Origin of the sequence: Aquabacterium sp. (genome assembly GCF_014378415.1) — a bacterium.
Lineage (GTDB): Bacteria > Pseudomonadota > Gammaproteobacteria > Burkholderiales > Burkholderiaceae_C > Aquabacterium.
On sequence record NZ_JACMNS010000078.1, the window covers coordinates 1 to 13419 of the forward strand.

13 protein-coding genes and 1 pseudogene are annotated in these 13419 nt (G+C 66.1%); all 14 read left to right on the forward strand.

Annotated elements, in window-relative coordinates; translation table 11 throughout:
• Nucleotides 1–394, forward strand: a 394-nt coding sequence (locus tag H7225_RS07395; RefSeq protein ID WP_290660378.1) for a phage tail protein, incomplete at its 5' end; no start/stop codon positions are given.
• Entirely contained in the window at nucleotides 394–1173 is a 780-nt protein-coding gene (locus H7225_RS07400; protein WP_290660380.1) for a hypothetical protein, read from the forward strand. The genes H7225_RS07395 and H7225_RS07400, both read left to right, overlap by 1 nt.
• Nucleotides 1170–2021: a hypothetical protein gene (locus tag H7225_RS07405; protein WP_290660382.1), complete on the forward strand. Its 852-nt coding sequence runs from the start codon at nucleotides 1170–1172 to the stop codon at nucleotides 2019–2021. Before H7225_RS07400 ends, H7225_RS07405 begins: the two co-directional genes overlap by 4 nt.
• Nucleotides 2022–2024: 3 nt before the next feature.
• On the forward strand, nucleotides 2025–3179 hold the full coding sequence (locus H7225_RS07410; RefSeq protein WP_290660384.1) for a DUF4255 domain-containing protein: 1155 nt from the start codon (nucleotides 2025–2027) through the stop codon (nucleotides 3177–3179).
• A complete protein-coding gene (locus H7225_RS07415) occupies nucleotides 3176–5311 on the forward strand; it encodes an AAA family ATPase (protein WP_290660386.1) in 2136 nt (711 codons plus the stop codon). The genes H7225_RS07410 and H7225_RS07415 overlap by 4 nt, the downstream gene beginning before the upstream one ends.
• Nucleotides 5308–5565 (forward strand): hypothetical protein, encoded by a 258-nt coding sequence (locus H7225_RS07420; protein ID WP_290660388.1) that lies wholly within the window; start codon nucleotides 5308–5310, stop codon nucleotides 5563–5565. Before H7225_RS07415 ends, H7225_RS07420 begins: the two co-directional genes overlap by 4 nt.
• Nucleotides 5565–6254 (forward strand): hypothetical protein, encoded by a 690-nt coding sequence (locus tag H7225_RS07425; protein WP_290660390.1) that lies wholly within the window; start codon nucleotides 5565–5567, stop codon nucleotides 6252–6254. The genes H7225_RS07420 and H7225_RS07425 overlap by 1 nt, the downstream gene beginning before the upstream one ends.
• A gap of 20 nt (nucleotides 6255–6274) precedes the next feature.
• Nucleotides 6275–6547, forward strand: a complete 273-nt coding sequence (locus H7225_RS07430) for a hypothetical protein (RefSeq protein WP_290660391.1) — start codon at nucleotides 6275–6277, stop codon at nucleotides 6545–6547.
• Between the two features lie 5 nt (nucleotides 6548–6552).
• Nucleotides 6553–7668 carry a hypothetical protein gene (locus H7225_RS07435; protein ID WP_290660392.1) on the forward strand — a complete coding sequence of 372 codons (1116 nt, stop codon included), beginning with the start codon at nucleotides 6553–6555 and terminating at the stop codon, nucleotides 7666–7668.
• A complete protein-coding gene (locus tag H7225_RS07440) occupies nucleotides 7668–8384 on the forward strand; it encodes a phage baseplate assembly protein V (RefSeq protein ID WP_290660394.1) in 717 nt (238 codons plus the stop codon). The genes H7225_RS07435 and H7225_RS07440 overlap by 1 nt, the downstream gene beginning before the upstream one ends.
• A gap of 17 nt (nucleotides 8385–8401) precedes the next feature.
• Nucleotides 8402–8701 carry a hypothetical protein gene (locus H7225_RS07445; RefSeq protein WP_290660396.1) on the forward strand — a complete coding sequence of 100 codons (300 nt, stop codon included), beginning with the start codon at nucleotides 8402–8404 and terminating at the stop codon, nucleotides 8699–8701.
• On the forward strand, nucleotides 8698–9081 hold the full coding sequence (locus H7225_RS07450) for a GPW/gp25 family protein (RefSeq protein ID WP_290660397.1): 384 nt from the start codon (nucleotides 8698–8700) through the stop codon (nucleotides 9079–9081). The genes H7225_RS07445 and H7225_RS07450 overlap by 4 nt, the downstream gene beginning before the upstream one ends.
• A gap of 1 nt (nucleotide 9082) precedes the next feature.
• The gene (locus H7225_RS07455; protein WP_290660398.1) at nucleotides 9083–11662 is read left to right on the forward strand and encodes a putative baseplate assembly protein; all 2580 of its coding nucleotides are present in this window, start codon (nucleotides 9083–9085) and stop codon (nucleotides 11660–11662) included.
• Nucleotides 11659–13419, forward strand: a pseudogene (locus H7225_RS07460) (hypothetical protein); the annotation flags it as partial. The gene H7225_RS07455 and the pseudogene H7225_RS07460, both read left to right, overlap by 4 nt.

A 13419-nucleotide genomic window follows, 5' to 3' on the forward strand; every position in this document is an offset into this window, starting at 1 on the left:
CAAGCGCACCACCGAGGTGGTCAAGCACCGAAGCGGTGGGCAGAACAGCTATGACCACAAGTCACCAGGCCGCTCGACCTACGAGGGTGTGACCTTGGAGCGTGGCATCACCCACGATCTGGAGTTCGAGAAGTGGGCCAACGGCGTCAGCAGCTATGCCGGTGATTCCGCCATGGACCTGGCGGGCTATAAAAAAGACCTGACGCTGGAAGTGCTGAATGAGAAGAGCCAGGTGGCCATCCGCTACTTCCTGTTCCGCTGCTGGGTGAGCGAGTTCGTCACCCTGCCCGACCTCGACGCCAACGCGAATGCCGTGGCGATCGAGCACATCAAGATCGAACTGGAAGGCTGGGTGCGCGATGCCGACACGCCTGAGCCGAATGAGGCGGGTTGATGATGGCTGGGCAGGATGCTCAGGCCTGGCGGGCGCGTGCCGTGGGCAGCGCGGCGTCGGACATCGACCTGGTGTTCGACGCGGCTGACCGGCCTGGGACGGTGACCGCTTTGTTGGCCGCTTGCGTGTGCAACCCTGATGGGCAGGCCATCGAAGCGGATGAAGCCTGGGACTGGACTTTGAGTCAGCGCTTGCAGGCCTTGATCGCGATGCGCTTGGCCGCGCAGGAGCCCGTGATCGAGCTGCAAAGCGCGTGCACTCGGTGCAGCGAGGCCATGGAATTGGCACTGGATTTGCGTGCCTTGGCCGGCCAGACGGCCACGCCGCGCTTCCATTGGCGCAGCGACAGCGGCATTGAGTTGGCATTGCGCCTGCCCCGTGGCTGTGATCTGCAAAGCTGGATGCTGGACGGGCCTTCTTCGCCAGAGGCCCTGGCGGCGTCTTTGATTGAAGCCGTGCATGGTGTGGCGCCCGATGAAGAGCAGCCTGCCCTGTCCACCCTGCTGCCCATGCTGGACGATGCGTTTGAGGCCCATGACCCTCTGACCGCACTGCGCCTGCACACGACTTGCCCAGAATGTGCGCATGACAACACACTGGTCTGTGACCTGGAGGCCCTGCTGATCGACGGGTTCTCGCGCGCACAAGCCCGCATGCTGGATGACGTGCTGCAACTGGCCAGTGCCTTTCACTGGCGCGAGGCTGATATCCTGGCCCTGCCCCGCTGGCGGCGCGCGCACTACTTGCGGCAGCTTCATCATGAAGGAGCCTGGGCATGAGCGGCTACTTTGCCCGACTGGCTGCGCAGATGGCATCGCCTGCGGTAACGCCCGGCGCACGCACCACGCTGAGCACGTCATTGCTTGAGCAGCATGACGAGGTCACGGCGCACGTGGCCGCCACGGCGCCCCCTCTGAGTTTGAGTGAAGCGCGCCAGACCTCGTCGTTGCTTGCTACGCTGCCCAAGCAGCAGGCGAAAACCACCTCAGAAGCGCCAACGATGGCGCGACCGGCTGAACCACTCACCAAAGCCCCAGCCGATACCTTGCCTTTGCCCGACGCGATGGCCTGGCCGGTCCATCTCCAACCAAGCCAGCCAGCCTTGGCCTCGACGCTGACGCATGCCAAGAAAGAAGCCTCGGCAGACAAAGCTTTGGCACCACTGACCACGAATCGGACCAACACCGCATCGAGTTCGCCTTGGCAAACACGCGACATGCCTGTGCCGCAAGTCACGCCCGATCGGCTCAAGGAAGCGCCCCCAATCCTGGCAAGCCCAAGCAGCTTGGACCTGCCTCGGCCAAAAACTGCGACTCAAGAGCAAAGCCAAAGCCAAAGCCCGGCATGGCAGGCCCCTGAACAGGTCGCGCCCGTGGAATCGTCATTCAAGGTGCGGCCTGTGCGGCCTGTGCAGCCTGATCACCAGCGCGAATCGCCCACAACGATCAAGTCTTCCAACCCAGTCGAGGCCATGCCCCGCACCCACGTCAGCATCGGCACCATCACGCTGGAAGTGCGCGCCGCCAACCCTGCCCCGGTGACCACGCCCGAGCCTCAGCCCGTGGCCGACCCCACCCCGGCACCGGCGCGGTTCGCCTTGCGCCGCCACCATGTGCGGTGGAGCTGAGCCATGTCACTCGCCGCCAGCAGTGAGGCCATTGGCGCCGTCAGCGATTTGCTGAAGGTGCAGATTGCATCCCGAACGGGCATCAACGCCGTGGCCGTGGGTCGGCCGGAAGACGCCAGCAATGCCGGTGCCACAGGCGGCAGCTACAACCTTTTCCTCTACCGAGTGGGCATTGATGCCAACCTGCGCAACCGCCCCCTTGACGCTGGCCAGGCCCCGCCCGTCTGGCTGGTGCTGTACTACCTGCTGACCGCTTTTGATGGCGCCGACAGTGACTCCATCGCCGCGCACAAGCTGCTGGGCCGGGGCATGCTGGCCTTGAACGGCATGAGCGTGATCCAGCCCGATCCGACCAATGCCGCCTTGTCGAGCAGCCCCGATCCTTTGCGCATCACCTTCGACGAGGCCGATGTCGAGATGCTGTCCAAGATCATGCAAGGCAGCGAAGAGAAGTACCGCATCTCGGCCGCCTTCCAGATCCGCCCGGTCATGCTGGCGCCGATGGACACGCCGCCAGCGTATGCCTTGCCCGTCAAGACCATCGGCAAGCCACTGCCGCCACCGCAGATGTACGAAGGAGTGACGGCCCTGCCCAGCCTCGGGCCCAGGCTCAGTGCCATCGAACCGGAGCGCATCAGCGCCGGCCAGGCCTTCGTGCTGCGCGGCGTTGATCTGGCCGGCTACGACCAGATCATGGTGGGCGCCTCGGTCTATCCCACCACGCCGACAGCAGATGGGGGTTTGAGCACCACCATCCCGCTGGCCGACCCGATCACCGCAGGCGCCTACCCTGTCTGCGTGGCACGCACGCTGCCCGATGGGCACACCTTGAGCAGCAATGCGCTGGCCGGGCACCTGGTGCCCCGGATAACCACCGTGAGCGTGCCCGTTCCGCTCACCCTGGTGTCAGGCAAGCTGTTCGGTCAGTTCGTGGTCAATGGCGCGCAACTGGGCGGGCCTGATGCCGCCATCTACGCGGCGCTCTACCTCAATGGCAAAGCGCAATTGCTGCTGGAGCCCTTGCCCGGCGGCAGCGCCACCTCCCTCACCTTCGCGGTCAGCGATGTTCAAGCGCTGGTGCCCAATCCCAACTACCGGGTGATCCTGCGCGTGAATGGCGAGCAGGCCCTGGACTCTCCCGTGCTGAGCTGGACATGAGCACGCCACTCGCCGCCACGCCTGTTTCCATGAACCCCGACCTGGGCGTGGGCGACCCGGTGTGCGCCCACTGGCTGGCGCAGGTGACCTGGCGTCTGCGGCGTGAGATCGCCTGGTGCTGGCACCAGCGGGGCCACGGCACCGCGCCTGCCCCCGGTGCTTTGCCGCCCATCACGGACCCGGTGCAAGACAGCCTGGACCTGGCGCGCTTTCGCGACGACAAGCGCGCCTTCTTCGCCGAGGACGTGACCGCGCGCTACTTGAGCGATTGCATTGCCGAGCTGGAGCCGCCTCGCCTGCGCCTCAATCGCCAAGGGGATTGGGCTTGGTTGGCGCGCACGTGCGACTTGACGCCAGCGGCTCAGTTTGTGCTGGCCTGCGCGCTGGCGGGGCGTGTCGATGCCGCCATTGGCGCCGTGTGCGCAGCTTGCCAGAACGACCTGTCTCGGCCTTGGCCCACGTTGGCATTGGCACAGCGTCTGTGGGACGAGCCCATGGCCGTGGCGGCCTGTGCCGATGCCAGCCATGCCTTGTTCCGCCATGGCTTGCTGCACTTGCCAAGCGGACGGGAAGTGCTGGACTGGCATCAAGCGCTGGACATGCCCGCCAGCGTGGCACACGCCCTGCTGAATCCTCAAAGCAGCCCCCGAGGCCTGCTGCAAAACGATGATGCCCCCACGCGCGATCTGCCCCGCGAGATGCAAGCCGTGCTGGCCCGCCTGCGATCTGATCCACCCACCGCCATGCAGGTGTTGCCTTTGCAGGCACAACGCGGCACCGATTTCGCGGCCTGGGCGCAGGCGTTCAGTGCGGCCACCGGCCGAGGCCTGTGCGTGCTGAGCGACGACATCACCCCCGAGCGCGGCCTTACCGCCGCCGCCACGGTCTGCTGGCTGCGGGGCGTGGACGTGCTGCTCCCCGAACATTGGCAAGAACGCTGCTGCGCCAACGGTGCGGATCACTGGACCGCGCCACGGTCGGCCCTGCCATTGCGCTGGTACCTGCCCACGACCGATGGTGGCCAGGCTGCACGTGGCCTGCCTGGCAAGCTGATGCTGCCGACTTGCACCTTGCCACCGCTGGACGTGACCGCCCGGAGTCAGCGACTGAGCGCATCGCTGGCCAGCTGCGCCCCCGCCGTTCGCGAGGCCATCCCCGAAGCCGCGCGGCGCTTCCGAATGGCCGAGCGCCCGCTGGACCGCGCAGCAGCAACGGCCTCCGCCTTGGGCGATGAAGCCAGCGCCTCGGACCTGTTCGCCGTGTGCCGCGCCGAAGCCCGGCTTGAACTCGATGGCCTGGCCAATGCCGTGACGCCCCGCTTCGCCCTGAACGAATTGGTGCTGCCCACCGCACAGGCGCAGCAACTGCGCGAAATCGTCGCCGCCATGTCCGTGCTGGGCCGGGTTCACCATGACTGGGGCACGGCCCAGGCCTGGAACGAAAGTGGCCTGTCAGTGCTGTTCTGCGGCCCCCCCGGCACCGGCAAGACCATGGCCGCCGAAGCCCTGGCCCACGAACTGGACTTGCCCATGTACCGCATCGACCTCTCCCAGGTCGTCAACAAGTACATCGGTGAGACCGAGAAGAACCTGCGCCGCATCTTCGATGCCGCCGAGACCAGCGATTGCCTGATGTTCTTTGACGAGGCCGACGCCTTGTTCGGCAAGCGCACCGAGGTGAAAGACGCGCACGACCGCTTCGCCAACATCGAGATCAGCTATTTGCTCGAACGCATGGAGCGCTTCAAAGGCCTCGCAGTGCTGGCCAGCAACCGCCGCAAGGACCTGGACGAAGCCTTCACCCGCCGCCTGCGCCACATCGTCGAGTTCCCGGTGCCGGGCGTCAGCGAGCGCGAGCAGTTGTGGCGACAGGTGTTCCCCGCTCAGGTTGACATCACCGAACTGGACTGCCGCTGGCTGGCCCAGCAATTCGACATGGCGGGGGGCCACATCCGATCGGCCGCGTTCAACGCCTGCCTGCTGGCCGCATCAAAGCAAAGCACGGCGTCGCCAGCACGCGTCGACATGCCCCACGTGCTCACCGCCATCAAGCGCGAGCTGGAAAAGATGAACCGCGTGGCAGGCCGCGAACAGTTCGGGCGCTATGCCGCACTCATGGAGGTCTGGGCATGAGGCTGGACATTGATCACCTGGCGCTCACGCTGCAAGGCGTGTCCACGGAGATGGGCGGACAGGTGCAAGACCTGCTCGGTCCGGCGCTGAGCCGCAGGCTGTCCGACCTCAAACTGCGAGGCGCCAGCAGTGTCATCGCCCAAGCTGATCTGGGGGCCATCGATGCGCCTGCGGGCATGGACGCGCACTCGTTGACCGACCTGATCGCCGCGCGGCTGGTCGACTGGATCGGCATGCAAGGGGAGACCGTCTGATGGCACTCTTCCCACTGCGCGGCGTGCTGGTCGAATACGGCGCCAACATCCTCGGGCCGATACCGAACATCGTCGTCTTCCAGTTCAACCCTGAACAGATGACGCGCACGATCACCATTCCCCAGCCGCCCAGCACCGCGGCCGCGCAGCCCCGCACCGAGAACCACGCGGCGGCCGCGCCACCCTCCGAGCGCTTCGAGATCACCGCGCGTTTCTCTGCGGCGGATGACCTGGGCGCTGGTGGTGCGGTGTCGGCCATTCCCCGCTTGTTCGGCGTGGGCCCGCAGATCGCCGCGTTGGAAAAAATGGTCTACCCGCCTACCACGCCAGGGGGCCTGATCGGCGCGGCCATCGACGCGGTGGGCTCTGCGATCTCCGGGCCCAGCGCCACACCACCATCAAAGCCCCTGCCACGCGTGGCGCTGCCGAGAATCCTCTTCATCTGGGGCCCCTCGCGCGTGCTGCCAGTGACCATCATCTCGATGTCCATCACCGAGCAGAAGTACGACGTGCTGCTCAACCCGATCCAGGCCGAAGTGAAGATTGGCCTGCAGGTGTCCAGCCAGGCCCCCACCGACGACGCCGTGGGCGCGGGCGCCTACAAGTACACGCAAATGATCAAGGACACCCAGGCGACCCTGAACCTGGCCAAGGCCGTCGAGTTTGCGCTGGACATCATTCCGTTTTGAATAAGGATGGAGAAGCCACCATGTTCCTGAAGAACTCCCGCTACTTCGGCCTGCCCACCGTCACCGCGCCAGACCGCGCCGGCGCGTCCGTGGCCGCCGTCAAGCTGAGGCCGCTCCCATCGACACCCGGCCTCGAGGTGACCGTGCGATCGCATGACCAACTTGACGCCACGAGCGAGCAGCGCTACGGCGATGCCACCCGCTACTGGCACATCGCCGACGCCAACACCGAGCTGGAAGCCGGCTCGCTGCTGGAGCCCACCGGCCGCACCATCCACATCCCCAACAGCTGAGCACCATGGCCAAGGCTGAATACCGCGTCTATTTCGACAATGCTCCGGCGTCCAAGGAGCAATTGGCGTTGTTCACCGAAATCCGCATCGACCAGGGCATCGGCATCGCGGCCGAGGCCGAGTTGGACCTGCCCGTGGGCACCGATGACGCCGGTGTGTGGGCCGGCATCGAGGATGACATCGCCCAGCCTTTTGTCCGCGTGCGCATCGAGGTCAAGGTGGCCCAGGCCGACTTCATGCCCCTGATCGACGGCATGGTCGTGGGCAACCGCTACGAGATGAAATCGGCTCCGAACCAGAGCACCATGACCCTGATCGTGCAGGACGACAGCGTGCAGCTCAACCGCGACGAGAAAGTCGTGCTGTTCGAAGACATGGCGCCCCAGGACATCGTGACCAGCCTGTTCACCGACGTGGGCTTCAGCGCCGATGTGGATGCCGCCCCTGATGCTGGCGCGGCGCTTCAGCGCGTGGTCGTGCAGCGCGGCACCAGCATGCAGTTGCTGCGCGACCTGGCCAAGCGCTACGGCATGTTCACCTATGTGAAGCCGGGCGAGGCACCGGGCCTGAGCGTGGGCATGTTCAAGCGCCCCCAGTTCGACGCGGCGGACCTGCCCGAAATCCTGCTGGTGGGCGACCAATGCAATGTCGCCAGCTTCTCGGCCGAGTTCGATGCGCTGCGGCCCATCAAGGCGCAAGCCGGCAGCATCAACCTGGCCGACCGCAGCGTGCTGACCAGCCGCACCGACGCCGCCGACATCGCGCCCTTGGGCGATGCCGCCACGCACGACCTGACCCAGCCCGCCGTGATGCTGTTGACCGGCACGCGCGAGGAGCAAACCGACCTGGACGCGGCCACCTCGGCCACGGTCGATTTGTCGTCCTGGGCCTATGCGGCCAATGGCGAGCTGGACGCCGACAACTATGAAGGCGTGATGCAGCCTTACCACCTGGTTCGGGTGCGCGGCATCGGTGGCTACCTGTCGGGCGACTACCTGATCGGCCGCGTCACCCATGTGTTGACCGACCACGGCTACCGCCAAAAGTTTTCTCTGCACCGCAATGCGCGCTCGGCCGGTGGCGCTGGCGGCGACTCTGGCATGGCCTCGGGGGTGTTCTGATGGAAAGCGGCACACTCGAAAAACTGGTGGTCGAGTTGGCGACGCAATCGCGCACGCGCCATTTCGGCAAGTACCGCGGCCTGGTCACCGACAACGACGACCCATCCGCCATCGGCCGCATCAAGGCCCAGGTGCCCGAGGTCTTTGGCGAATTGTCCACGCCATGGGCCACGCCCTGTTCGCCCTATGCTGGCCCAGGCGTGGGCTTCCACGCCATCCCGCCCGTGGGCGCGGGCGTGTGGATCGAGTTCGAAGCGGGCGACCCATCCCGCCCGATTTGGACCGGCGGTTGGTGGGGCACCAGCGATGTCCCCAGCGACGAGAAAGGTACCGCTGCCAAGCCCCCCTTGAAGATCCTGCGCAGCGAGAAAGGCCTGATGGTCGCGCTGGACGACGACGCCAACACCCTGACTTTGTCCGATGGCAATGGCAGCAACTTGATCACCATCAGCGTCAACGATGGGCAGATCAAGCTGCTGGCCGCCACCAAGGTGATCGTCGAAGCGCCGCTGATCGAGCTGACCGAGGGCGCCACACACCCCGTAGCCTTTGGCGATTCGCTGTTGCAGTACCTGAACCAGCTCGTCAGCATTTTCAACGCGCACCTGCACGTGGGCGAAACCGTGATCGGCATCCCGGTCACGCCCATCGTGCCGGTCATGCCCTTCCCACCCGCGACGCCGGCCTTGCTGTCGACCCGCGTCACCACTGGTTGATCGATCGAGGCCACCCCATGAGCTCCCCCCTCAAAGCCGGCACCTTGGATGACTTTGCTTCCAGCCTGGCCGCGTACATCGACCAGGCCATGCAGAACGAATGGCAGGCGCGCAAAGGCGAGTTCCTGCCCACGGACGGCCAGGGCGCCGACGACCGCAAGATCCTGTTCGCGGCCATCGCCCAAGGGGTGCTGAAGTTCCTGGGCGACCACGGGGGCGATCTGGTCACCACCGACAACACCGGCGACGGCGGCCTGACAAACCACCGGCACACCATGGCCTTCACGGTCGACACCTACCGGACGCCGCTGCCATGAGCATGAACAACGGCCGCCACCTGGCGTTCCCATTCCGCATCGGCACCGATGGACGCACGGCCACACCTGCTGACCTGCCTGACCACATCCGGGGCGAGATCATCCAGTTGCTGCTCACCGCGCAGGGCGAACGGCCTTTCCTGCCCAGCTTCGGGGCTGGATTGCGCCGCCTCGTGTTTCAGCGCAATGACGATGCCACCGCCGGCATCACCAAGGCCCTGGTCAGCCAGAACCTGTCGCGCTGGTTGGGCCAACGCATCATGGTTGAGTTGCTCGATGTCAGCGCCGAAGACTCGACGCTCAACGTGGACCTGCGCTACCGCATCATCGCCACCGGCGAAGTGATCAGCGTGCGACTGCAACGCCAGGGAGCGCACTGACATGACCCTGCTGCGCAACGAAGAACGCCTGAGCGACCGCGCCCGCGACCTGGACGCCAAGGGGCTGAACGCCTTCAAGCTGGCCTACGTCACGCTGGAAGCCGCGCCCAAACCCGCCTTTGCCTGGCTGGAAGTCGAGTTCTGGAACGACAACGCCCTGGCGCCCCTGCCGCCCAAGGAAGCCTTCACCGTGCAAGGCGCCGAGCGACACCGCGCAGGCAACCCGGCCAGGCCCGTTCAGGTCGTGCAGGTGCAGGCTGGCGCCACGGCCACCACGCTCAAGCTGAAGATCGCCCCGGTGGGCGACTACTCGACCTACCTGCTGTCCACCACCGCCGTGGGCTTGTCCGCGCCGGGCAATGCCTTGCCGCTGGCAATGGACCCGTTGCTCAATGCCCTGCCCTTCAAGTTCCGCCCAGGCTGCTTCAACCTCAATTGCACGCCGACAGAGCGCGTCAAGCCGCCCCCCACCGAGCCCGAGATCGACTACCTGGCGCGCGACTACGACTCCTTCCGCCACGTGTTGATCGCGGCCATGATGCGGCGCGTGCCCAACTGGTCACCCACCAGCGAGGCCGACCTGGACCAGGTGCTGATCGACCTGATCGCGGCCGACGCGGACGAGCAGGCCGACTACCACGACCGGGTCTTGAACGAGCGGTCCATCGCCACCGCCCGCAAGCGCGTCTCGCTGGCCCGCCATGCCCGCCTGATGGATTACCACATCCACCAGGGCAACCAGGCCAGCACCTGGCTGGCATTGGGTGTCACTGCCACGGTGGACCTGCCCGCCACACCCAACGATGAGTTCGGCGCCTGGACTGGCGAGCACTGGAAGGACGCGGGCGCGGTGATCTTCGCCATGCCGCGTGAAGGCACCCAGTGGCGCCAGCGCTGCTTTGCCCCCCTCAGCACGCTGCGCCTTTACACCTGGGGCGACACGGTCACCGCCCTGGCCCAAGGCAGCACCGAAGCCGACCTGACCGGCCTGTCGCCGCTCACCCAGGCCCAAGCTGAATCACTGCGCGATCTGTTCCTGGGCACGCATCCTAGCCAGGCTCCAGCGCCCGGTGCAGAGGATGTGGATGTCGACGTGGACCACCTGCTGGTGCAGGAAGCCCTGAACCCTGCCACCGGAACCCCCAATGGCGCCCGCACCGCGCAACGGCAATTGCTGCGGTTGTTGCCATTGAACGGCCCCACGCCCCGCGCCCAAACCCTGCAAGATCCCTTCACCGGCGAATGGCTGGTGCGCGTGCGCTGGCTGCTTGAGGACGCCCTGCAACAGAACTTTTGCTTCATTTGCGAATGCTCGGGCGTGGTGGTCAACGACGTGAGCCTGTTCCACGGCAACTTGGTCCGTGCCACGCAAGGCCGGCCACGCATCACCACCTTCCGCGCACCGGGTCAACCGCTCGGCAACCTGGATGAGCACAGCCTGGTGGCCACCGACGAAGCGCGTTATGAGATCGTCACGCGCCAGCAAGGCAGCGCGTCGCCCTTGCGCGGCGTGCTGTGCCCCTTCCCGGCCTCGCCCCTGGCCTACCGCGCGACCATGCCCGGCGGCGACCTGCCCACGCGCACCACCGCGCAGGTCTCGGTGCAGGGCTTCGCCCAGCCCTGGCAAGAGCAATCCGACCTGATCGAAAGCGAAGGCGACGACGAGCACTTCATCGTCGAGACCGACGAACTGGGCGGCAGTTCAATCCGCTTTGGCGACGGCATCAATGGCGCGGCCCTGCCGTTCAACGCCTTCGTTCGTTGCCGATACCGCGTGGGCCAAGGCAGCCAGGGCAATGTCGGCGCCGACACCCTCGTCAACTTCGACGATGCCAGCGGCGCAGTGCAAGCTGTCTGGAATCCCTTTGACGTGGTCAACGGGCGCGACCCCGAGCCCGTGGCCGAGATCGTGCGCCGCGTGCCTGAGGCCTACCGCCAACGCCAGATGCGCGCCGTCACCTTGCAGGACTACGCCAAGCGCGCCGAAGAACTGCCCGGCGTCTCGCATGCCAAGGCTCGCTATGCCTGGACCGGCAGTTGGCGCACCGTGCGCGTGGCCATCGACCCCGTGGGCACCACCGTGCTGGCCGATCCCTTGCGCCAGACCATCGCTGACCACCTGGAAGCCGTGCGCCTGATTGGCGAAGACCTGGAGGTTCGCCCCGCCATCTACGTGCCGCTGGACATCAAGATGACACTGTGTGCCCAGCAAGCCTACTGGCCCGAAGACCTGCGCGTGGCCCTGGAAGAAGAGTTCTCCGACAGCTGGACCCGCGATGGCCGCCCCGGCTTCTTCAACCCCGACGCCTGGACCTTCGGCCAGCCCCTGTACGCCAGCCAGTTGATCGGCCGCGCCCTGAAGGTCACCGGCATCGGCCGCGTGCTGCGCCTGAGCATGCAGCGCTGGAACCCCGGCACCGGTGGCGGCATCACCGTGGTTGACATCGATCCCTCCGACCTGCCCGAGTCCCGCACCGAGAAGCTGGACGTGGGCGCCTTCGAGATCATCGTCGTCGCCAATGACCCGGACCACCTGGAAACCGGCCGCATCACCTTCGAGATCACCGGAGGCCGCCGATGAGCTGCGACAACGACTGTCGCCAAGCGGCGGATTTCCCCAAGGTCATCTTCAACCGACCAGGCTTGTCCACCATCGGCTACCGCATCGGCAGCTATGCCGACCTTCGCGAGCACATGCTCTCCTTGCTGGACGCCAGCCCCGAGTTGGCCGCCTGGACGCACCGACTGCCCGACGACCCCGGCATCGCCCTGATCGAAGCGGCCGCCGAGGTGGGCGACATCCTCAGCTTTTACCAGGACCTGTATGCCAACGAGGCCTACCTGCGCAGCGCCAAATGGCGCGACAGCGTGGCCGACTTGGTGCGACTGCTGGGTTACCGCCTGGCGGCGGGCGTGGGCGGTCAGGCTCGCTTTGCCTTCGCGGTCAAAGGCACGCAGCCTGTGGTGCTGCCCATGGGCCTGGGCGTCAAGGCGCAACTTGAAGGCGAGGACAAGCCCGCCGTGTTCGAGACCAGCCGCGAACTGATCGCCCACCCCGCCTTGTCGCAGTTTCACCTGTACCGGCCGCGACAAGCGCCTGCCATCCGCCATGGCACCGACACCTTCACGCTGGTGCTGGACGCCGGCACGAACGTGAGCCTGAAAGCGGGTGACCGCGTGATGGTGGGCGTGGCGCGCGGCAGTGGCGATGCCTACGACCACTTGCAAGTGCTGGTGGTGGACAAGACCTGGGAATCCTTCGGCAGCACGGTCGTGAAGATGAAAGGCGGCGTCACCAGCTTGAAGAAACTGAGATTGCTGGCCTTGCCGTTGACCTTCAGTTTCAGCCTGAGTGCGCCGGCCATCTCGTCCAGCGTCAGTTTGCTGTCTTCGGCGACCATGCTGGCCGCCGGGTTGGGCGTCCCCGCGCTGACATCAACGCCACGCCTGCAAGCCTGGAAGCTGGGCAGCACGCACCGGCACTTCGGGCACAACGCGCCCGCACAACAGGTGGTGGTCGACAGCCTGGGGCGCGCCGTCACGGCCGAGGTGTCGTACAAGCGCCGGCTCAATGCCAACACGGGCGCGCCTTCGGTGCCCACCTTGGGCGCCACGCAGATGCCCTTGGATGGCGAGGTGAGCAGTGTCGTGGCCGGCACCCGGATCCTGATCGAAGCCAACCTGCGGGCCAGCAGCAACGGCAGCGACCGCAAGCGCCTGCTGGAGCGGCGCGTGTCACAGGTCGATCGGCAATCGCTGACCTGGGGGCCTTTGACCGGCGCCAGCACCGTGCTCAGCCTGGACGAATCGCTGGCCATCACCGAGCTGTTCACCACCCTGGGCCATGCCGACATCCGTGGCATCAGCTTCCACGAGGTCATCGGCGAGCCCTTCGGCTTGCAGGCGGACTTCACCCCCAGCCTCGCGACCAGTGGCCATGAGTTGCACTTCTACGGCACGGCCCAAGAGGCCGCCGCACTGGCCAAGCGAAGCCTGTTGCTCAAAGGGCCCGACGATGAATTGACCCAGGCCACCGCGCTGTCGGTGGAAACGGCCGGCGTCGATGCCAAGCAGCCCGGCTTTCACCGCGTGCAACTGGACCGTGAGTTCACCTACGCGCAGTTCGGCCACGACGATCCGCAGGTCACGGTCTACGGCAACCTGGTCGAGGCGACGCAAGGCAAGACCGAGGCGCAAGTGGCCTTGGGCGATGGTGATGCCCGCTCTACCTTCCAGACCTTCGCCCTGCCCAAGACCCCGCTGACCTACCTGTTGGACACCACGCAGACACCGCCACATTGGCCCCAAGTCAACGTGTGGGTGAACGGCATCGAATGG

Bases quoted from the DNA above. Each gene is read 5' to 3' on its own strand.
- H7225_RS07400 (WP_290660380.1), top strand. From the start codon at position 394: ATGATGGCTGGGCAGGATGCTCAGGCCTGGCGGGCGCGTGCCGTGGGC.
- H7225_RS07405 (WP_290660382.1), top strand. From the start codon at position 1,170: ATGAGCGGCTACTTTGCCCGACTGGCTGCGCAGATGGCATCGCCTGCG.
- H7225_RS07410 (WP_290660384.1), top strand. From the start codon at position 2,025: ATGTCACTCGCCGCCAGCAGTGAGGCCATTGGCGCCGTCAGCGATTTG.
- H7225_RS07415 (WP_290660386.1), top strand. From the start codon at position 3,176: ATGAGCACGCCACTCGCCGCCACGCCTGTTTCCATGAACCCCGACCTG.
- H7225_RS07420 (WP_290660388.1), top strand. From the start codon at position 5,308: ATGAGGCTGGACATTGATCACCTGGCGCTCACGCTGCAAGGCGTGTCC.
- H7225_RS07425 (WP_290660390.1), top strand. From the start codon at position 5,565: ATGGCACTCTTCCCACTGCGCGGCGTGCTGGTCGAATACGGCGCCAAC.
- H7225_RS07430 (WP_290660391.1), top strand. From the start codon at position 6,275: ATGTTCCTGAAGAACTCCCGCTACTTCGGCCTGCCCACCGTCACCGCG.
- H7225_RS07435 (WP_290660392.1), top strand. From the start codon at position 6,553: ATGGCCAAGGCTGAATACCGCGTCTATTTCGACAATGCTCCGGCGTCC.
- H7225_RS07440 (WP_290660394.1), top strand. From the start codon at position 7,668: ATGGAAAGCGGCACACTCGAAAAACTGGTGGTCGAGTTGGCGACGCAA.
- H7225_RS07445 (WP_290660396.1), top strand. From the start codon at position 8,402: ATGAGCTCCCCCCTCAAAGCCGGCACCTTGGATGACTTTGCTTCCAGC.
- H7225_RS07450 (WP_290660397.1), top strand. From the start codon at position 8,698: ATGAGCATGAACAACGGCCGCCACCTGGCGTTCCCATTCCGCATCGGC.
- H7225_RS07455 (WP_290660398.1), top strand. From the start codon at position 9,083: ATGACCCTGCTGCGCAACGAAGAACGCCTGAGCGACCGCGCCCGCGAC.